At 68.7% G+C, this 19697-nt stretch carries 20 protein-coding genes; 10 read left to right on the plus strand and 10 right to left on the minus strand.

Annotated elements, in window-relative coordinates; translation table 11 throughout:
- Positions 1–20: 20 nt before the first annotated feature.
- Both ABNX41_RS02655 and ABNX41_RS02660 read right to left on the minus strand, forming a co-directional pair.
- Entirely contained in the window at positions 21–626 is a 606-nt protein-coding gene (locus ABNX41_RS02655; RefSeq protein WP_438668161.1) for an MlaC/ttg2D family ABC transporter substrate-binding protein, read from the minus strand.
- Positions 616–1404: an MlaA family lipoprotein gene (locus ABNX41_RS02660; RefSeq protein WP_438668162.1), complete on the minus strand. Its 789-nt coding sequence runs from the start codon at positions 1402–1404 to the stop codon at positions 616–618. Before ABNX41_RS02660 ends, ABNX41_RS02655 begins: the two co-directional genes overlap by 11 nt.
- A gap of 351 nt (positions 1405–1755) precedes the next feature.
- Here ABNX41_RS02660 and ABNX41_RS02665 point away from each other — a divergent pair, with 351 nt between their 5' ends.
- From ABNX41_RS02665 to ABNX41_RS02675, 3 genes are read left to right on the plus strand one after another with little or no spacing between them, the layout of a single operon-like run.
- Positions 1756–2214 (plus strand): RidA family protein, encoded by a 459-nt coding sequence (locus tag ABNX41_RS02665; protein ID WP_438668163.1) that lies wholly within the window; start codon positions 1756–1758, stop codon positions 2212–2214.
- Positions 2214–2987 carry a glycerophosphodiester phosphodiesterase family protein gene (locus tag ABNX41_RS02670; protein ID WP_438668164.1) on the plus strand — a complete coding sequence of 258 codons (774 nt, stop codon included), beginning with the start codon at positions 2214–2216 and terminating at the stop codon, positions 2985–2987. Before ABNX41_RS02665 ends, ABNX41_RS02670 begins: the two co-directional genes overlap by 1 nt.
- 32 nt (positions 2988–3019) lie before the next feature.
- Positions 3020–4192: a GNAT family N-acetyltransferase gene (locus tag ABNX41_RS02675; protein WP_438668165.1), complete on the plus strand. Its 1173-nt coding sequence runs from the start codon at positions 3020–3022 to the stop codon at positions 4190–4192.
- Between the two features lie 137 nt (positions 4193–4329).
- Here the strand turns inward: ABNX41_RS02675 and ABNX41_RS02680 are convergent, their stop codons facing one another.
- On the minus strand, positions 4330–4821 hold the full coding sequence (locus ABNX41_RS02680) for a peroxiredoxin (protein WP_438668166.1): 492 nt from the start codon (positions 4819–4821) through the stop codon (positions 4330–4332).
- 112 nt (positions 4822–4933) lie between these two features.
- Between ABNX41_RS02680 and ABNX41_RS02685 the strand changes: the two genes are divergently transcribed.
- The 3 genes from ABNX41_RS02685 (at position 4934) to ABNX41_RS02695 (ending at position 7739) form a co-directional block, all read left to right on the plus strand.
- Positions 4934–6124, plus strand: coding sequence for an NAD(P)/FAD-dependent oxidoreductase (locus ABNX41_RS02685; RefSeq protein ID WP_438668167.1), 1191 nt, complete (start codon positions 4934–4936; stop codon positions 6122–6124).
- Positions 6121–6684 carry a 16S rRNA (guanine(966)-N(2))-methyltransferase RsmD gene (gene rsmD, locus ABNX41_RS02690; protein ID WP_438668168.1) on the plus strand — a complete coding sequence of 188 codons (564 nt, stop codon included), beginning with the start codon at positions 6121–6123 and terminating at the stop codon, positions 6682–6684. Before ABNX41_RS02685 ends, rsmD begins: the two co-directional genes overlap by 4 nt.
- Before the next feature lie 149 nt (positions 6685–6833).
- A complete protein-coding gene (locus ABNX41_RS02695; RefSeq protein WP_438668169.1) occupies positions 6834–7739 on the plus strand; it encodes a LysR family transcriptional regulator in 906 nt (301 codons plus the stop codon).
- A gap of 61 nt (positions 7740–7800) precedes the next feature.
- Here the strand turns inward: ABNX41_RS02695 and ABNX41_RS02700 are convergent, their stop codons facing one another.
- The 3 genes from ABNX41_RS02700 to ABNX41_RS02710 are packed head-to-tail and all read right to left on the minus strand — an operon-like array spanning position 7801 to position 10250.
- Complete coding sequence (locus ABNX41_RS02700) at positions 7801–8760, minus strand: OmpA family protein (RefSeq protein WP_438668170.1); 960 nt, start codon at positions 8758–8760, stop codon at positions 7801–7803.
- A gap of 27 nt (positions 8761–8787) precedes the next feature.
- Positions 8788–9525, minus strand: a complete 738-nt coding sequence (locus ABNX41_RS02705; RefSeq protein WP_438668171.1) for a GNAT family N-acetyltransferase — start codon at positions 9523–9525, stop codon at positions 8788–8790.
- The gene (locus ABNX41_RS02710) at positions 9522–10250 is read right to left on the minus strand and encodes a competence/damage-inducible protein A (RefSeq protein ID WP_438668245.1); all 729 of its coding nucleotides are present in this window, start codon (positions 10248–10250) and stop codon (positions 9522–9524) included. Before ABNX41_RS02710 ends, ABNX41_RS02705 begins: the two co-directional genes overlap by 4 nt.
- A 185-nt stretch (positions 10251–10435) precedes the next feature.
- On the opposite strand from ABNX41_RS02710, the gene map reads away from it, so the two are divergent.
- From map to scpC, 3 genes are all read left to right on the plus strand, one after another.
- The gene (gene map, locus ABNX41_RS02715) at positions 10436–11245 is read left to right on the plus strand and encodes a type I methionyl aminopeptidase (protein WP_438668172.1); all 810 of its coding nucleotides are present in this window, start codon (positions 10436–10438) and stop codon (positions 11243–11245) included.
- Positions 11245–11715 (plus strand): aminoacyl-tRNA deacylase, encoded by a 471-nt coding sequence (locus ABNX41_RS02720; protein WP_438668173.1) that lies wholly within the window; start codon positions 11245–11247, stop codon positions 11713–11715. Before map ends, ABNX41_RS02720 begins: the two co-directional genes overlap by 1 nt.
- A 129-nt stretch (positions 11716–11844) precedes the next feature.
- On the plus strand, positions 11845–13329 hold the full coding sequence (gene scpC / locus ABNX41_RS02725) for a succinyl-CoA:acetate CoA-transferase ScpC (RefSeq protein WP_438668174.1): 1485 nt from the start codon (positions 11845–11847) through the stop codon (positions 13327–13329).
- A gap of 24 nt (positions 13330–13353) precedes the next feature.
- Here scpC and ABNX41_RS02730 read toward each other — a convergent pair whose 3' ends face one another.
- The 4 genes from ABNX41_RS02730 to ilvD form a co-directional block, all read right to left on the minus strand.
- Positions 13354–13722, minus strand: coding sequence for a hypothetical protein (locus ABNX41_RS02730; protein ID WP_438668175.1), 369 nt, complete (start codon positions 13720–13722; stop codon positions 13354–13356).
- 17 nt (positions 13723–13739) lie between these two features.
- Complete coding sequence (locus ABNX41_RS02735; protein WP_438668176.1) at positions 13740–14513, minus strand: DUF6478 family protein; 774 nt, start codon at positions 14511–14513, stop codon at positions 13740–13742.
- Positions 14514–14645: 132 nt separating this feature from the next.
- On the minus strand, positions 14646–15275 hold the full coding sequence (locus ABNX41_RS02740; RefSeq protein ID WP_438668177.1) for a hypothetical protein: 630 nt from the start codon (positions 15273–15275) through the stop codon (positions 14646–14648).
- Positions 15256–16989 (minus strand): dihydroxy-acid dehydratase, encoded by a 1734-nt coding sequence (gene ilvD, locus ABNX41_RS02745; protein WP_438668178.1) that lies wholly within the window; start codon positions 16987–16989, stop codon positions 15256–15258. Before ilvD ends, ABNX41_RS02740 begins: the two co-directional genes overlap by 20 nt.
- Before the next feature lie 236 nt (positions 16990–17225).
- On the opposite strand from ilvD, the gene pheT reads away from it, so the two are divergent.
- Positions 17226–19646, plus strand: coding sequence for a phenylalanine--tRNA ligase subunit beta (pheT, locus tag ABNX41_RS02750; protein WP_438668179.1), 2421 nt, complete (start codon positions 17226–17228; stop codon positions 19644–19646).
- Positions 19647–19697: the final 51 nt, after the last annotated feature.

Below are 19697 nucleotides of genomic sequence, written 5' to 3' on the forward strand. Positions count from 1 at the left end.
CCCCCAGGGGCGCGGCGCGGTCAGAGCTTCGCCAGATCGGCGATAAGCTGGTCGAGATCGCCCCGCCGCTGGTCCAGAAGGGCGCCGATCTCGGTCCGCTCCGAGGCCAGCATGTTCACGCCCTCGATGATGATGTTGAAGAACAGGTTCCTGCCGCCCCGCTCGGCCACATGCCAGCGCACCTCGAACGGCGATTCCCCACGCAGATGCGCGGTCGAGATCACCTCGAAATAGCTTTTCACCGGGCGGGCGTCGGTCACCTCGATGCGGCCGCCGATGAATTCGCGGAAGCGGCGCCCGTATTTGCGGCTGATATAGCCTTGGAAGGCGCGGGTGAAGGCGGTCTTCTGCGCCTCGCTGGCCTGGCGCGCGGCCGGGCCAAGCGCCGAGATGGCGATGGTGGACACATCGGCATATTGCGCGAAGATCTTCTCGAAGGCGGGATACATCTGCGCCTCGGACTGGCCCGAGCCGATCACCCTGTTGATCTCGGCCACGGCCTTGTCGATCATTGCGCGGGCCTGGTCCTTGTTCAATGCCCAGGCCGGGGCCGCGCCGAAGACGGCGGCGGCGGCAAGGCCGGTTCCGACGAAGAGTCGGCGGGAAATGCCGGGGTTATTCACCATAAAGATCCTCGTAGGGGTCGATGAAGTCGTCGTCCGCGCCATCCGCCGCCGCGCCGCCCTGACCCAGAACGAAACGCCGGTTCTGAAGGTAAAGAAGGCGCGCCTGCGCATAGCTGTCGGCGCTTTCATATAGGATCTGATCGACCGTGTTGGAATAGCGGTAACGCTTGTCAAGTTGCGAAAGCAGCTCCGCGCCGGTCACAGCTTTGGCATCGTCGCCGTCGAAGACCTGCCCCAGCGGGTTCATCGCCAAATCGACCACCACCCCCACCGCATCGCGCGCGGTCGAGGGGCCGAAGCCCGGAAGCTCGACATAGGCGCCCTCGCCGACGCCCCAGGTGGCAAGGGTGCGGCCGAAATCGTTGTCGGCATCGGGCAGGCCCGCCGCCGTGGCGAAATCGATGGTGCCGCCCAGGCCGAGCGTGAGGTTCAGCCCCAGCCGCAGGGTGTTGGTCACGGCATCGCCGATGCGGAACTGCAACAGGTCGTTGGCGATGGTGCCGGGCAGATCCAGCGTATCGGCGACATTGCTGACCGCCTTGCGGACCGGGGCGGGCACCGCCTTGCCATAGACCTGTGAGGCCGGGCGCAGCGCCACGGTGTCCAGCCCCTTGTTGAAGCCGTGGACCGCGCGGTTCACCGGCTCGATCGGATCGTGGACGCTCTGGCTGGAAGGCGGCGCGGCGCAGGCCGACAGGGCCAGGCCGATCAGCCCGACCAGGGCGCCGCGAAGGGGAAAACGGCCTGGAAAGCCATGGGTCGACAACGAAAGGTTCATGCGCATGGGATCAGGCTGCCTGGGTCGGGTCTTCGGTCTTGCCGCCGAGGGATCGGGGCCGGGGAACGGTGGGGAAAACGCTGGCCGGAGGCAGGCGCCGGGCTACCTCCTTTGCCGTTCCCGGTCGGCGTCGCCACCGCGATCCAGACTTACGGGTTCAGTCGGGGCAAGACAACAGGGATTGCGGGCCCCGTCGCCGCTCCGGCAAGGAACGGCCAGAGCCGCCCGCCCGCCGGGCGGAATGCCGCGACGGGCTGAAACCGGCGCGTTCCCTTTGCCCCCCTTGGCGCGGCGCTGTCCTGCGGCTAGGCTCCGCGCCGAAACGGAATGCGATCATCAGCGGAGTCGCCCATGTCCATCGAAGCCCGTCTCGCCGAACTCGGCGTCACCCTGCCCGAGGCCCCGGCCCCGGCGGCGAATTACGTCCCATTCACCATCGTCGGCAACCTGGTCCATGTCTCGGGCCAGGTCAGCCAGAACGAGGCGGGGCTGATCAAGGGCAAGCTGGGCGCCGATCTCGACGTGGAACAGGGGGCCGAGGCGGCGCGGCGCTGCGCCATCTCGCTGCTGGCGCAGGTGCGCGCGGCGGTGGGGGGCGACCTGTCGCGGCTGGTGCGGGCGGTGAAGCTGGTGGGCTTCGTCAATTCCACCCCCGATTTCGTCGACCAGCCGAAGGTGATCAACGGCGCCTCGGATTTCCTTGTCGCCGCGCTTGGCGATGCCGGGCGCCATGCGCGTTCGGCGGTTTCGGCGGCCTCGCTTCCCCTGGGCGTCGCGGTCGAGATCGAAGGCATTTTCGAGATCCGCTGATGGCGCGCATCCCGCTTCCCCCAGGGATCCTGGCCCGCCCCATTGCGCATCGCGCCCTGCATGAGCGCGCGGCGGGCCGGATCGAGAATTCCTGCGCCGCGATCCGCGCGGCCATCGAAGGCGGCTACGGGATCGAGATCGACCTTCAGCTTTCGCTCGACGGCCGGGCGATGGTGTTCCACGACGAAACGCTCGACCGGCTGACCGCCGAGACCGGCCCGGTGGCGGTCCGCACCGCCGAGGAGCTGGGCCGCATCGCGCTGCTTGGCGGTGAGGAGGCGATCCCGACGCTGGAAGAGGTGCTGGCGCTGATCGCCGGGCGGGTGCCGCTGCTGGTCGAGATCAAGGACCAGAGCCTGACCATGGGCCCGACCGATGGCCGACTTGAGGCCGAGGCGGCGCGGCTGCTGACGCTTTATGGCGGTGAGGTGGCGGTGATGTCCTTCAACCCCCATTCCATCGGCCACATGGCGCGACTGGCGCCGGATATCGCGCGCGGGCTGACCACCTCGGCCTATGATCCCGAGGATTGGGCGCCGCTTGCGCCCGAGACCTGCGCGCGCCTGCGCGAGATCCCGGATTACGACGAGACCGATTCCAGCTTCATCAGCCATGAGGCCGCCGATCTGGCGCGCCCGCGCGTGGCCGAGCTGAAGGCGCGGGGGGCGGCGCTCTTGTGCTGGACCGTCCGCTCGCCCGAGGCCGAGGCCCTGGCCCGCCGATATGCGCAGAACATCACTTTCGAGGGCTATCGCGCGCGGTTCCCGACCTGACCTTCCGGTCCGCTTCTCCAGCCCGAGGCCCCATGCCCGATCCCGACCTTCTCGACTCGCTGGACCAGATCGCGCCCGAAGACTGGGACGCGCTGGCCGCGCGCGAACAGGCGGCGGGTCGGCCGGTCGATCCGTTCACCACGCATCGGTTCCTGTCGGCGCTGGAGCGGTCGGGCTCGACCGGCAAGGGCACCGGCTGGCTGCCGCGCCCGCTGGTCCTGCGCGAGGGTGGGCGGACGGGCGGCGGGCGGATCCGCGCCGCCCTGCCGCTTTACGTCAAGACCCACAGCCAGGGCGAATATATCTTCGACCACGGCTGGGCCGAGGCTTACGAGCGCGCGGGTGGCGACTATTATCCCAAGCTTCAGGTCGCGGTGCCTTTCACCCCGGCGACCGGCCGCCGCTTCCTGGGCCCGGACGCCCTGCGCGGGCCATTGCTGGATGCCGCGCTCGGGCTTGCGCAGTCCAATGGCCTGTCGTCCCTGCATGTCACCTTCTGCACCGGCGACGAGGCGCGGGCCCTGGCCGGGCAGCAGGGCATCCTGCACCGCGTCACCCAGCAATTCCACTGGCAGAGCCGGGGCTACGGCAGCTTCGACGACTTCCTGTCGGACCTGTCCTCGCGCAAGCGCAAGATGATCCGCAAGGAGCGCGAGACCGCCCGCGCCCATGGGCTGGACCTGCGCGCGCTGACCGGCGACGCGATCCTGCCCGAATACTGGCAGGCCTTCTGGACATTCTACCAGGACACCGGCAGCCGCAAATGGGGCAGGCCCTATCTGACCCGTGCCGCCTTCGACGCCTTCCACGACACGATGCGCGACGACATCTTGCTGGTTCTGGCCTTCGAGGGTGACCGCCCGGTCGCGGGCGCGCTGAACTTCATCGGGCGCGACACGCTTTACGGCCGCTATTGGGGGACGGTGGCGGATTACCCCTGCCTGCATTTCGAACTTTGCTACTATCAGGCCATCGACTGGGCGCTGGCCCATGGCCTGACCCGGGTCGAGGCGGGTGCGCAGGGGGAACACAAGCTTGCCCGCGGCTATCTGCCGGTCGAAACCCATTCGTTGCACTGGATCAACGACGCCGGTTTCCGCCGCGCCGTCGCGCAATATCTTTCCGCCGAGGCCCGCGCCACCGGCGAGGAGATCGAGACCCTGACCCGCTACGGCCCGTTTCGCCGGGGCGGCGAGGCGGAATGAAGCCTCGCCCCGAATAGGGGGCGGGGCCGGAGTTCGACTCCCGGCCCCGCCCTTGATTCCCGCCCCTGATCCTTGCTCGTGTTCCGCCGCGGGATCGGTGTCCTCGGGGGGCCGGCGCGGGGGGCTTGGCCGGGGGCTCAGATCGCGTCCAGAAGCGTTTCCCCGCCCGAGATTTCGCATTGGCCCGGGCTCGCCTCCAGATGCAGCATCTTCACCACGCCATCCTCGGCCAGCAGCGCATAACGTTTCGAGCGTCCGAACAGCCCGGCGGGCGGCGCGTCGAAGGACAGGCCCACCGCCTTGGCAAAGCCGCCGTCGGCATCGCTCAGGAAGGTGATGCCCGCCGCCGTGGCGCCGGTCGCCTCGCCCCATGCCTTCATCACGAAGGGATCGTTGACCGCGATGCAGATGATCTCGTCCACGCCCTTTTCGGCGAATTTTCCGGCGGTGCGGATGAAGCTGGGCACATGGGCGGTCGAGCAGGTGCCGGTATAGGCCCCCGGCAGACCGAAGATCACGACCTTGCGGCCCCTCAGCTTTTCGCCAAGCTCCACCGCCTCGGGGCCATTCGCGCCGACCACCAGAAGTTTCGCCTCGGGCAGTTTCGATCCAACGGTAATTTCCGACATCTTCCATTCTCCTCGCGCGTTGCGCCTGTTGCCCCTGAAGTTATAGGGTCACGCCCGGAACTTGCCAGTCCGAAGGATGTGGCGAACGGGGTCGAACGGGGGAAGACCGCTCATGGATGTGGTGATCGTGGGGGCCGGACAGGCCGGGGCGGCGCTGGCCGCGAAGCTGCGCGCGCTGAACCATGGCGGTGCCGTCACCCTGATCGGGGAAGAAGACAGCCCGCCCTACCAGCGCCCGCCCCTGTCCAAGGCCTATCTCATGGGCACGATGGCCGAGGATCGGCTCTGGCTGCGCGCGCCGGGGTTCTGGGCGGAAAACGCGATCACCCTGCGCCTGGGACAAAGGGTCGATGCGATCGACCGCGCCGCGCGACAGGTGGTGATCGGGGAGGAGCGGATCCCCTATGACGCGCTGGTGCTGACCACGGGCGCCAGCCCCCGGCGGCTGCCCGATGCCATCGGCGGCGGGCTGGAGGGCGTTTTCTGCGTGCGCAGCCTTGCCGATGTGGACCGGATGCGCCCGGCTTTCCGCGCGGGCGCGCGGCTTCTGGTGGTGGGCGGCGGCTATATCGGGCTGGAGGCGGCGGCGGTCGCCTCGAAGCTGGGCCTGGGTGTGGTGCTCATCGAGGCCGCGCCGCGCATCCTGGGCCGGGTCGCCGCCGCCGAGACGGCGGATCACATCCGCGCGCTGCACCGCGCCCATGGCGTCGAGATCATCGAGGGTACCGGGCTGGAACGCCTTCTGGGCGAGACCCGCGTCACCGGCGCCCGCCTGGCCGACGGGCGCGAGATCGCGGCCGATTTCGTCGTCGTGGGGGTGGGCGTCCAGCCGGGCGACGGGCTGGCCGTGGCGGCGGGGCTCGCGCTTGACAACGGAATCGCGACCGATGCGTTCGGCCGCACCTCGGATCCGGCGATCTGGGCGGCGGGGGATTGCGCCTCGTTTCCATGGCGGGGCGGGCGGATCCGGCTGGAATCGGTCGGCAATGCCATCGACCAGGCCGAGGCGGTGGCGGCCAATCTGTGCGGCGCGAACCGGCCCTATGCGGCGAAACCCTGGTTCTGGTCGGACCAGTATGACCTGAAACTGCAGATCGCCGGGCTGAACTGCGGTTACGACCGGGTGGTGACGCGCGGCGGCGCGGCGCCGTCCTTCTGGTATTACCGGGGCGCCGAACTGCTGGCAGTCGATTCCATGGGCGACGCGCGCGCCTATATGGTCGGCAAGCGGCTGATCGAGGCCGGGAAATCCCCCGATCCCGATCTGGTGGCCACGGCCCCCGACCTCAAGGCCCTGCTGTGAGGATCGTCGGTGGCGCCCGGCGGGGGCTGGTCCTGGCCGATGTCGGCGAAGGCGATGCGGCGGCGCATCTGCGCCCCACCTCGGACCGGGTGCGCGAGGCGATCTTCAACCTGCTGATCAACGGCGGCCATGGCGATCGCGTGTCCGGCGCGCGGGTGCTGGACCTGTTCGCGGGGACCGGCGCCCTGGGGCTTGAGGCGCTGTCGCGCGGCGCGGCCCGGGTGGCCTTCGTCGACGACGGCGCGGCGGCCCGCGCGCTCTTGCGGCGCAATATCGAAAAGATGCAGGCGATGGGCGCGACCGATGTCTGGCGCCGCGACGCCACCCGGCTGGGCCCCAATCGCGGGCCGGGATACGGGCTGGTCTTTCTGGACCCGCCCTATCGCAAGGGCCTGGGCGAGGCGGCGCTGGCCTCGGCCCGGGCGGGTGGCTGGCTGGCCCCCGGCGCGATGGTCGTCTGGGAGGAGGGCGCCGATCCCCTGGACCCGCCCGGCCTGACCCGGATCGACCAGCGCCGCTATGGCGACACCCTGGTCACCTTGCTGCGCGCCGAGGGCTGAAATCCGGCCCATTACCTGACTGCGCCCTGTTTCCGTGCCTTGGACGATCCCCGCAAATTCCCCGGATCGGACGCGTCCCCGCCCCGATCCCGCCCGATTTCGGCGTCAATAAGGGCTATGACCTGCCAAATGTCTGCCTGGGGAAACCGATGGACCGATTGACCGAAATGGAAGCCTTCGCCACCGTGGTGGACCAGGGCGGCTTCACGGATGCGGCCAAGAAGATGGGGATTTCGAAATCTGCCGTTTCGAAACATGTCTCCGCGCTTGAGGCCCGCCTGGGCGCAAGGCTTTTGAACCGCACCACCCGCCGCGTCTCGCCGACCGAGATCGGACTGGCCTATTACGACCGCGCCCGCCGCGTGCTGAACGACGCGGGCGAGGCCGATGCGCTGGTCACCTCGATGCAATCCGCGCCCTCGGGGCTGCTCAGGATCTCGGTCGCGACCGATTTCGGCGTCAATCTGCTGTCGCCGATCCTGGGCGATTTCCTGCTGGAATACCCGGATATCACCGTGAACATGGTGCTGAACAACCGCTATGTCGAGTTGATCAGCGAAGGCTTCGACATGGCGATCCGCGTGGGAGAGCTGGAGGACAGCTCGCTTCGCGCCCGCAAGCTGACCGAGACCACCAAGCGGATGATCGGCTCGCCTTCGTATTTCCAGAAATTCGGGCGGCCGCTGAAGATCGACGATCTGAACGAGCACAAGCTTCTGCATTACTCGAACCAGGCCAATGGCAATGTCTGGAAGGTCACCGCGCCCTCGGGCGAAAGGCGCCAGGTGCGTTCGAACGGCTGGCTGACGGTGAACGACGGGCAAAGCCTGCTGAACGCCGCCATCGCGGGGCTGGGCATCGCCTATCTGCCCTCCTTCCTTTACGCCGATGCCCTGCGCCAGGGCCAGGTCGAAGAGGCGATCCCCGGCCTCCCGGTCGAGAATCTGGGCATCTACGCGGTCTATCCGCCGGGCCGGTTCACCCAGCCCAAGGTGCGCGCCTTCATCGACTTTCTGGCCCGGCGCTTCATCGACAAGGGCCCCGACAAGTGGTGAGCCGGGCCTGATCTCGTTTCCCCTAACGCCCCGGTTTCCACCCGGTGCGGGCGCGTCCAACTCAGGTCGGGGCCGGTATGGCCTCGACCCTTCTGTTTCGGTGTCGGCCCTCTTCGGTCAGGTTGCTGGCGCGCGGTGCCAGCGGGCCGACCCCCTCGGCCGAGATCTGCGCGCCGCTGACGCCCAGGCTTTGCACCATCAGCATCCGCACCGCCTCGGCCCGGCGTTTCGACAGATTGACGTTCGCCTCCAGCCCGCCCGAGACATCGGTATGGCCGACCAGGATCACCCGGCGCGCGGGATCGGCCCTCAGCCAGGCGGCCAGCGCGGTGAGCGAGGCATATTCGCCCCCGGCCAGCCCGGCGGCGCCCGATCCGAAGACCAGATCGTCAAGCGCGACCGAAAGCCCCTGATCCAGCCGCGCCGCCAGCCCGGCGGGATCGGAGGGCGGCGGGGGGGGTGACAAGGCCCCGTGCGCCCCGGGCGCGGGAGGCGTCGGCGCCAGGGCCTCGGGCCCGACCGAGATCACCTGAACGAAGGCCGAAAGCGCCGAGCGGCTGACCAGAAGGCCGATCGCCTCGGCCCCCGCCTCGCCCTCTCGCAGCGCAGAGAGGAAGCGGAATTCGCCCAGGTCGACATGCATCCCCGGCTCGGCCATCACCTCGGTCGCGAAGCGGAAATCGAAGCCGCCGCAATCGCGGGTCTCGCAATCCAGGATCACCTCGTAGCCCGCCGCGCGAAGCTGGCTGCGCAGGGGCGCGAGGACGGTCAGCAGCGGCATGCCCGGCGCGTCGAGCCGGAAGGCGCGGCGGTCGATCATGCCCTCGACCACCCGCACCGGCAGGATGCCGTCGCGAAAGCCCGCGACCGGCAGGCGGTAGCCGCCGAAGATCGCCGGCTCCGAGGTGACCTCGACCACAGGGAAGGGGAATTCCAGCGTCTCGGCGCCGATCCGCCCCGGCCATGGCAGGGCGAGCGCGAGGCAGAGCGCGGCGGTGCGGTGGGAAAGGCGGTGGCGCATGGGCCGGGGCTTTCGGTTCATGCGATCTCAGCCCGGCACGGGCGCGCGATCCGGCCGGGCCCGATAGTGGTAGCGTCCCACGATCTCCAGCCCGGCGCGGTGGTAAAGCGACAGCGCGGGGGCGTTTCGCTCCGTCACCGCCAGCGAAAGCCGCGCGGCCCCCCGTTCGGCGGCCCAGTTCGCCGCCGCGCGCAAAAGCGTGGAGCCGGTGCCCTGGCGGCGGGCGGAGGGGCGGACCTCGATGGCATGGACCATGGCCTCGGCCCCGTGGCAGGCGACGAAGGCGACGCCCGCGGCGCGGTCGGCGGTCCGGGCCAGGATGGCGGATTTCGGCCCCTGCACGCGGGCCATCACCGCGATGCGGCCCGGGCCGATGCCGCCCTCGGCCCAGATCTCCAGCGCCGAGGCCAGCGGCGGCCAATGCGCGAAAGCGGCCATCGGCGGCAGGTCGCCGGTCAGCCGCGCGACCGGGGCGGCACAGGCCACGACCGGATCGACGATCCGGTAGCCGCGCGCGGCCAGAGCCCGGTCGAGATCTTCGTCCCCCTCGCGCAGGACGAAAAGCGGCATCGCCATCGCGGCCTCGGCGGCAGAGAGGTCGGCGTCGCGCCAGGGCGCCTCGCGGCTTGCGGCCGAGACCCGCTTGCCGCCGCCCACGCCCTCGCGCAGCCGGAACGGCCCGAGGTCGCGATGCGAATGTGGCGGCCAGGTTGCCTCCATCACCTCGGCGAACCGGGCGGGGGTGAAGGGCGGCAGGGGCGTCATTCGACCAGTTTCGCCAGCCGCAGCATGGCTTCGGCGATCCGGCCCGGATCCTGGCCCCGGATCACCAGATTGGTGCCCACCGCGCCATCCTGCTGGAACGGATAGGAACCCATCGACAGGTCGGGATATTCGGCGGCCAGCGCGCCGAAGGGGCCCGCGATCTCGCCCTCGCCCTTCAGGACCCGCAGGTTCTGCGACATGAGCGGCGCGCCCCCGGTCAGCCCGGGCAGGACCGAGGCCAGCATCGCCTCGAAGATCGAGGGCACCCCGGCCATGACATGGACATTCCCCAGCGTGAAGCCGGGCGCGATCGAGACCGGATTGTCGATCAGCGCCGCGCCGTCCGGGATCCGCGCCATGCGCTGGCGGGCGGTGTTGAATTCCATCCCACGCGCCGCGTAATGGGCGGCCAGCAACGCCATCGCATCGGCGCGGTGGCCGATGGGGGCGCCCATGGCCTCGGCCACCGCATCGGCGGTGATGTCGTCATGGGTCGGGCCGATCCCGCCCGAGGTGAAGACATGGTCATGGGCCGGGGAAAGCGCGCGCAGGGCGGCGACGATGGCGGCATGGTCGTCCCCGACCACCCGGGCCTCGCGCAGTTCGATCCCCGCGCCGGTCAGTTCCCGCGCCAGATGGTGCAGGTTCGAATCGCGGGTGCGGCCCGAGAGGATTTCATCCCCGATGACCAGCATCGCGGCCGTGGGCATCGCATTTGCCGGAATGTTCATTCGCGCCTCCTGGTCCGGCCCGGCCTCGGGGCCCTTGCCCCAGGGTCTCGGCCCTTGCCTCAGGGTATAGACCCGCAGGCCGGGGCTTTGCCAGCCCGAGCCGCCGGGCAAGGGCGGGCTTTCGCGCTCTGGCCTTTTCGCGGGCTCTGCCCTATTTGGAGAGAAGAAAGGAACCCGCCATGGACGAAAACCGAGGCCGCACTACCCCCGAAGGGATCCGCATCCATGAGGAAGCCGACTTCGCAGGCATGCGCGAGGCCGGGCGGCAGGTGGCCGAGATCCTCGATATGCTGGGTCCGCTGGTGCAGCCCGGCGTGACCACTGCCGAGATCGACGATTTCATCCGCGAGGAGATCGGGCGGCGCGGCCTGCTTTCGGCCACCATCGGCTACAAGGGCTATCAGCACGCCTCCTGCATCTCGATCAACCATGTGGTCTGCCACGGCATCCCGGGGCCGAAGATGCTGGCCGAGGGCGATATCGCCAATATCGACGTGACCGTGATCGTCGATGGCTGGCATGGCGATTCCAGCCGCATGTTCACCGCCGGAAAGGCCCCCCGCAAGGCCGAGCGCCTGCTGGAAGTGACGCATGAATCGCTGATGCGCGGCCTTGCCGTGGTCAAGCCGGGCGCGACCTTCGGCGACATCGGCCATGCGATCCAGAGCTATGTCGAGGCGCAGCGCATGTCGGTCGTCCGCGATTTCTGCGGCCACGGCCTGGGCCGGGTGTTCCATGCCGCGCCGAACGTGCTGCATTACGGCAGGCCCGGGCGCGGCCCGGTGCTGGAAGAGGGGATGTTCTTCACCATCGAGCCGATGGTGAACCTCGGCCGCCCCGAGACCAAGATCCTGGCCGACGACTGGACCGCCGTGACCCGCGACAAGTCGCTTTCCGCGCAATACGAGCATTCCATCGGCGTCACCGCCGAGGGCTGCGAGATCTTCACCTTGTCGCCTGCGGGGCGGTTCTTCCATACTGCGGGCTGATGGCGGCGACCCGGGGCACGATGATGCTGGCCAGGGCGGGCATCGCCTTCACGCTTCATCCCTATGACTACGATCCGGGGGCCGAGCGCATCGGCATGGCGGCGGCCGAGGCGCTTGGCCTCAACCCTTCTTTCGTGCTCAAGACCCTGATGGTCGAGGTGGACGGCCGACCCGCCTGCTGCGTGATTCCTTCGGGCGGAAGCCTGTCGATGAAACGGGTGGCGGCGGCCTTCCATGGCCGACAGGCCGCGATGATGCCCCCGCCCAAGGCCGAGAAGCTGACCGGCTATCATGTCGGCGGCATCTCGCCCTTCGGCAGCCGCCGGGCGGTGCCGGTGGCGATCGAGGTCGCCTCGGTCACCGCGCCGAAGGTCTGGATCAACGCGGGCCAGCGCGGCCTGCTGCTGGGGTTGGACCCCTCGGACGCGCTGCGGGTTCTGGCGGCGGTGGCGGCGCCGCTTCTGGCCTAGAGTCATGACCCTGACGCAACAGTATTGCAGAATTTGCATATCAGCGTTTCGCATACTTTCGCATACCGGAATTGCGCCACCAGTCTTTGCACCCTAGGACAGAAAAGCATCCAGCAGGAGGAGAGCCCGATGTATGAAGACCGCATCCGCCACGCCGCGCTTCGCGACCGAGTGACCTCGGCCGAAGAGGCCGCGACGCTGATCCAGGACGGAATGGTGGTCGGCATGTCGGGCTTCACCCGCGCGGGCGAGGCGATGGCGGTGCCGCTGGCGCTGGCCGAGCGTGCGAAGAAAGACCCCCTGAAGATCACGCTTCTGACCGGGGCGAGCCTTGGCCACGACCTCGACAAGATCCTGGCCGAGGCGCATGTGACGGCGCGGCGGATGCCGTTCCAGTCCGATGCGGGGCTGCGCCGCGCGATCAATGCGGGCGAGGTGATGTTCATCGACCAGCATCTGTCGGAGACCGTGGAACAGTTGCGCACCGGCCAGCTTCCGCCGGTGGACGTGGCGGTGATCGAGGCGGTCGCGATCACCTCGGACGGGGCCATCGTGCCCACGACCTCGATCGGCAATTCGGCCTCTTTCGCGATCTTCGCCAAGAAGGTGATCGTCGAGATCAACCTGGCGCAATCCCTGTCGCTCGAAGGGCTGCACGACGTCTTCATCCCGACCTACCGCCCGAACCGCATGCCGATCCCGGTGGTGACGCCCGACAGCCGGATCGGCCTGCCCTGGATCTCGATCCCGCCCGAAAAGATCGCCGCCATCGTCATCACCGAGAAGAACGATTCCTCGGCCGCGATCCAGCCGCCGGATGCCGAGACCAAGGCCATCGCCGACCATCTGATCCGCTTCTTCGAGGGCGAGGTCGCGGTCGGCCGTCTGCCAAAGCGCCTTGCCCCGTTGCAGGCCGGGATCGGCACCATCGCCAATGCGGTGTTGCACGGGCTGATCGACAGCCCGTTCGAGGACATGCGGATGTATTCCGAGGTGTTGCAGGATTCGACCTTCGACCTGATGGATGCGGGCAAGCTCGCCTTCGCCTCGGGCTCGTCGATCACGCTCTCGGCCGAGAAAGCCGCCGAGGTCTTCCCCAATCTGGACCATTACAAGTCGCGGCTGATCCTGCGCCCGCAAGAGATCTCCAACCACCCCGAGGTGGTGCGTCGGCTGGGGATCATCGCCATCAACACCGCGCTGGAATTCGACATCTACGGCAATGTGAACTCGACCCATGTCATGGGCACGCAGATGATGAACGGGATCGGTGGCTCGGGCGATTTCGCGCGCAACGCGCTGCTGTCGATCTTCGTCACGAAATCCATCGCCAAGGGGGGCGCGATCTCTTCGGTCGTGCCGATGGTCAGCCATGTCGACCATACCGAGCATGACGTGGACATCCTGGTGACCGAACAGGGGCTGGCCGACCTGCGCGGGCTGGCGCCGCGCGAACGCGCCGCCGTCATCATCGAGAATTGCGTCCATCCCGACTGGAAGGCCAGCATCCGCGACTATTTCGACCGGGCGGTGGAATATGGCGGCCATACGCCGCATATCCTTGAAGAGGCCGTGGGCTGGCACGTCCGGCTGCGCAAGACCGGCCGGATGTAAGACGCCGCCCTCCCGGAACCGCCCTCAGGCGGTTTCGAGGCAGTGGCGGCGGAACGCGCGCTTGAGCATGTCGAGTTCGGCGCGCAGAAGGTCGATCTCGGCGCGCAGGTCGTCCTCCATAGCCACGCCGGTGACGATGGTGAAATGCGCCAGCGTCTCGCCGTCCGAACGGATAAGGAAGGTCTGCACACCCTCGCTCAGCACCTCGGCCGGGATCGGCACACGCACGGCATGATCGCCGGGCCGCCCCGGAACCGGCGTCACGGTGACGCCGGGCAGGGCGCGTTCCAGCAGCAGCACCTCGATCGCGGGCGGGTTTTCCCCGGCACCGCCGAGGATGCCTTCCCAGGCCCCGGCGCGGATGCGCGTCTGCGTCAGTCGGATCGTTTCCATCGCCTGCCCCTTTCTTGCTAAAGTTCCGCCCTGGGGCGGCGGCTGACCGTGACGTCGCGCAGGATAAGCTGGTTCATCTCTGGCCCTTCCAGGATCAGGTCGACCCAGAGCTTCTCGATGCGCTTTTCGTTGATCTTGGTATAGGCGAGGTCGAATTCCACGCTGACCTTTTCCTTGTCCAGCGGCATTTCGCGCACGATCTGTTCGGTGTTGGGACCATGCTTGATGTTGAGCCGGGTGAAGATCTCCAGGGGTTTCTCCATCTCGACGATCAGATCGACCCGGATCAGATGGCGTATCCGCAGCCCCTGCGCGGCTTCGGCCGGAAGGTCCAGCACCAGGGACAGGAACGAGCCGTCGAAGCGGAACACGTCCATGCGAAAGCCGAAGGGGGCCACATCCTCTTCGCGGGTGTTGCGGATCTGGCGGATGGTCAGTTCCGACCGGCGGCAGTCGTGGAACAGCGTCGCGCCCTCGCAGATCTCGGTCCGGCCCGCGACCGAGGACATGCCCGGCACGGGGATCGGGCCTTTCCAGATGTCGGGGCGCCAGGCCCAGTCGGTGCCTGCGTGCTTTCGGATGGCACCTGTGCCGATCACAGGCAGCGCCAGCCGGTATTCGGCCTGGTGGATCACCCGGTCCAGCTCGCGCCGCAACTGGCGCGCCCGCCCGCGCAGGGGCCGGAGCTGGTCGAGCCCGAGGTTCGGCGCCGCCTCGGCCGCGCGCGCCCAGCGGGCGAGCGAGCGGCGGAAGACCAGCCTGTTCCAGAGCCTGCCGAGACGCCCAGCCATACAAACACCACCTTTTCAGCCACGCTGGTCGGATTGTCGCCCAACCGGAAACGATTCCTTTATCGCCACAAGATCGTTAAGATGCCAATACCTTATCCGGTGTTATGCTGCGGAAATCAGTCCCGGACTTAATCAGCCCGACCTCTCGGGGTTGACCTGCCGCATCGCCCGGATGCTGTGCTCCATGATCGTGCGGGTTCCTGCCTCGGGCAGGCTGCCGCCCCCGCCCCCGCCTCCATCTCCGGGCGCGGTGACGGAGATGGTGACCAGCCGTCCGCGCAGGCCCAGGATCGCCCGGCGGTAGTCGCCCAGGTTGCGGTCGTAGATCGAAAGCATCAGCACATCGTCGGAAAGCTCGACCTGCCGCAGCCGGACCGATTCCGCTCGCCCGTCCCGCGCCAGCGCGGCGCGCCCGGGGGCCGAGCGGAAATAGTCCGAAAGCGCCCCCGCGCCATTGCGCAGGACCGAGGCCGAGCCCTCGGCCCCGATGCTGACCGTCACCAGCACGGGCGGCGCGCTGGAGCGTTCAGAGCAGCGCCCCATCAGCACCACGGCGCTGTCGCGCTCCTGATGGCTGGCGCGCCGGTCGATGCAATAGCCCGGCGGCGCGGCGGCGGTGACGGCGCCGCCCAGGAAGGCCACCGAGGCGGGCAGGCTCCCGTCCGGCGGGCCTTCGCCTGCGACGCAGGCTGCAAGGCAGAGCGGGACGAGCTTCGCAAGCGCCCCGGGGATCCGCCTCGCCTTACTGGTCCATATAGACATGGGTTTCGGCCTTGGCCCCGGGATGGGTCACCGCGCCGTAGCGCGCCGAACCCACGAGGCGGGCGTATTTCCAAAGTGCCCCGGCGTTGTAATCGGTCTTCCTGGCGCCCGCCCATTCGGCCTTGCGCGTGGCCAGGTCCTCGTCGGTCAGATCGACCGACAATTCGCCGGTGACCGCGTTCAACGTGATCACGTCGCCGTTCTTCAAAAGGGCGATCGGCCCGCCATGGGCGGCCTCGGGGCCGACATGGCCGACGCAGAAGCCGCGCGTCGCGCCGGAAAAGCGGCCGTCGGTGATCAGCGCCACCTTCTTGCCCATGCCCTGGCCCGAGAGCGCCGCCGTGGTCGCCAGCATCTCGCGCATGCCGGGGCCGCCTGCCGGGCCCTCGTTGCGGATGACGATCACGTCGCCTTCCTTGTAGTCGCGCCGCCGCACGGCCTCGAAGGCCTCTTCCTCGCATTCGAAGACGCGGGCGGGGCCCTTGAAGACCTGTTCCTTCTCGGTCATGCCCGCGACCTTCACGATGGCGCCATCGGGTGCGAGGTTGCCGCGCAGGCCCACCACGCCGCCGGTGGCGGTGATCGGCTTGTCGATGAAATGGATCACCTTGCCGTCGGGTTCATGGGTGATGCGCCCAAGGCTTTCGCCCAGTTCCTCGCCCGAGGCGGTGATGCAGTCCAGATGCAGAAGCCCGGCCTTCGCCAGTTCCTTCATCACCACCGGGACGCCGCCCGCCTCGTGCAGGTCCTTGGCGACATATTCGCCGCCCGGGCGCAGGTTCACGAAATAGGGCGTGTCGCGGAAGATGTCGCAGACGTCGAACAGGTCGAAGTCGATCCCGGCCTCGTTCGCGATGGCGGGAAGGTGCAGCCCGCCGTTGGTCGATCCGCCGGTGCAGGCCACCACGCGGGCGGCGTTTTCCAGCGCCTTGCGGGTCACCACGTCGCGGGCGCGGATGTTCTTCTCGATCAGCTTCATCACCGCCTGGCCCGAGAAGTCGCCATATTGGTCGCGGCTTTCATAGGGCGCGGGCGCGCCCGAGGAATTGAGCAGCGCCAGCCCGATCGCCTCGGAGACGCAGGCCATGGTATTGGCGGTATATTGTCCGCCGCAGGCCCCCGCGCTCGGGCAGGCCACGCGCTCCAGCACCTGCAGTTCGGCGTCCGACATGGTGCCGGCGGCATGTTTGCCCACCGCCTCGAACACGTCCTGCACCACGACGTCCTTGCCGTTGAGCTTGCCCGGCAGGATCGAGCCGCCATAGACGAAGACCGAGGGCACGTTCAGCCGCACCATCGCCATCATCATCCCCGGCAGAGACTTGTCGCAGCCCGCAAGGCCGACCAGCGCGTCATAGCAATGGCCGCGCATGGTCAGCTCCACCGTATCGGCGATGGCATCGCGCGAAGCCAGCGACGATCGCATCCCCTCATGCCCCATGGCGATGCCGTCGGTCACGGTGATGGTGGTGAATTCGCGCGGCGTGCCGCCGCCCTTCTTCACGCCCATCTTCACCGATTGCGCCTGGCGGTTCAGCGCGATGTTGCAGGGCGCGGCCTCGTTCCAGCAGGTGGCGACGCCGACCCAGGGCTGGTGAATCTCTTCTTCCGAAATGCCCATGGCGTAGAAATAGCTGCGATGCGGAGCGCGGGCAGGGCCCTCGGTCACATGGCGGCTGGGGAGCTTCGACTTGTCGAAACGTTCGTTGCGCATGGGCTATCCTCCCGGAAACGTTATGGCCGGAAATGGCTGGCACACGCATTATTCCTTCGCGGCAGCGGGGGCAAGCGGCAGCGCCGCGGAAATGGCGCCGAAAACGGCCTTTGCGGGTGGGGCGTTCGGGCAATGTCGCACCGGGCTCCGCTCCCGGCTCCGGCCCCTCGGTGACTTTCCCTTTCCCCGCCCATGCGCTAAGGCGGCAGGCAAAGACAGCAGCGCGGATGAACGGGATGAAATTCACCCTCTCATGGCTTCACGACCATCTCGACACCACCGCCTCGGTGGATGAGATCGCCGAAACCCTGACCGACCTCGGGCTTGAGGTCGAAGGCATCGAGAATCCGGCCGAGCGGCTGGGGGCCTTCCGCATCTGCCGCGTGATCGAGGCGGTCCAGCACCCGAATGCCGACCGGCTGCGGGTCTGCCGGGTCGAGACCTTCCCGGGGGGCGAGGGCTCGGCCCCGGTCGAGGTGCAGGTGGTCTGCGGCGCGCCCAATGCGCGCACCGGGCTGGTCGGCGTCTTCGCACCCCCTGGCACCCATGTCCCGGGCACCGGCGTCGATCTGAAACCCGGCGTGATCCGGGGCGTCGAATCGAACGGCATGCTGTGTTCCGAGCGCGAGCTGGAACTGTCGGACGACCATGACGGCATCATCGACCTGCCCCGGGACGCGCCGCTTGGCGCGCGGTTCATCGACTGGCGCGGCCTCAACGACCCGGTGATCGAGATCAAGGTGACGCCGAATCGCCCCGATGCGCTTGGGGTGCGCGGCATCGCGCGCGATCTGGCGGCGCGCGGGCTGGGCACGCTGAAGCCGCTGGCGGTCGAGCCGGTCGAGGGCGTCTTCGACTGCCCGGTCTCGGTCAGGATCGACGCCGCGCTGAAGGAAAAGGCCGCGCCGCATTTCACCGGCCGGGTGATCCGGGGGGTCAGGAACGGCCCCTCGCCCGACTGGCTGCAAAAGCGGCTGAAGGCGATCGGGCTGCGGCCGATCTCGGCGCTGGTCGACATCACCAATTTCTTCACCTTCGCGCTGAACCGCCCGCTGCATGTCTTCGACCTGGACCGGATGCAGGGCAGCGAACTGGCCATCCGCCCGGCGGACGCGGGCGAAAGCCTGCTGGCGCTGGACGGCAAGACCTATGCGCTTTCCGCGGGCCAGATGGTCATCGCCGATGCCAAGGGCCCCGAAAGCCTTGCGGGCATCATGGGGGGCGAGGATTCGGGCTGCACCGAGGATACGGTGAACGTGTTCCTTGAAAGCGCCTATTGGGACCCGATCACCATCGCGGCGACGGGGCGCAAGCTCAAGATCGTCTCGGATGCCCGCTATCGGTTCGAGCGCGGCATCGATCCGGCCTTCACCCTGCCGGGGCTGGAACTGGCGACGCGCATGGTGCTGGAGCTGTGCGGTGGCGCGCCGAGCCATGTCGTGCAGGACGGCGCCGCGCCCGACACCACCCGCGCCTACAGGCTGGACCCGGCCCGGGTGGTCAGCCTGGTCGGCATGGAGATTTCCGAGGCCGAACAGCGCCAGACGCTGACCGCGCTCGGCTTCCAGATGAGCGGGCTGATGGCGACGCCGCCGTCCTGGCGCCCCGATGTGCTGGGCGAGGCCGATCTGGTCGAGGAGGTGGCCCGCATCGCCTCGCTGACCCGGCTGCGGGGTGCGCCGATGCGGCGTGCCGAGCCGGGCGTGCCGCGCCCGATCCTGACGCCCTTGCAGATGCGCGAAAAGACCGCCCGGCGGACCATCGCGGCACTGGGCTACAACGAATGCGTGACCTACAGCTTCATTGAGGCCAGGGCGGCGGCGCTGTTCGGCGGCGGGACCGAGGCGGTGCGCGTCGACAATCCGATCTCGTCCGAGATGAGCCACCTGCGTCCCGATCTGCTGCCCGGCCTTCTGGCGGCGGCGGCGCGCAACCAGGCGCGCGGCTTCATGGATCTGGCGCTGTTCGAGGTCGGACAGGCGTTCCAGGGCGGCGAGCCCGGCGAGCAGCACCTTCAGGCGGCGGGGCTTCTGATCGGCGCCGCGGCGCCGCGCGATCCCCATGGTTCGCGCCGTCCGGTCGATGTCTTCGACGCCAAGGCCGATGCCGAGGCGGTGCTGGCCGCGCTTGGCGCGCCCGCGCGGGCGCAGATCACCCGCAAGGCCGCCGCCTGGTGGCATCCGGGCCGCTCGGGCGTGATCGGGCTGGGGCCGAACGTGCTGGCCAGCTTCGGCGAGGTGCATCCGCGCCTTCTGACCGCCTTCGGCGTCAAGGGGCCCGCCGTGGCCTTCACCGTCCTGCCCGCCAATGTGCCCGCGCCCAAGGCCAAGTCGCCGACCCGGCCCGCGCTGACGATCAGCGATCTGCAGGCGGTCGAGCGCGATTTCGCCTTCACCGTCGATGCCGCGACCGAGGCGCTGGTGGCGGTGAATGCGGCGCAGGGCGCCGACAAGGCGCTGATCGAAAGCGTGCGGATCTTCGACCAGTTCACCGGCGAAAAGGCCGAGGCGCAGATGGGCCCGGGCAAGAAGTCGATCGCGCTGACGGTGCGCTTGCAACCCGTCGAGGCGACGCTGACCGATGCCGAGATCGAGGCGGTGTCGAGGAAGATCGTCGAGAAGGTGACCAAGGCCACCGGCGGCAGCCTGCGGTCCTGATCCGGCCGGAGCGCCGATGGCGGAGTGACGGCGCGCGCAGGTGCGCCGTTT

This window comes from Pseudogemmobacter sonorensis (assembly GCF_042762395.1).
Lineage (GTDB): Bacteria > Pseudomonadota > Alphaproteobacteria > Rhodobacterales > Rhodobacteraceae > Pseudogemmobacter > Pseudogemmobacter sonorensis.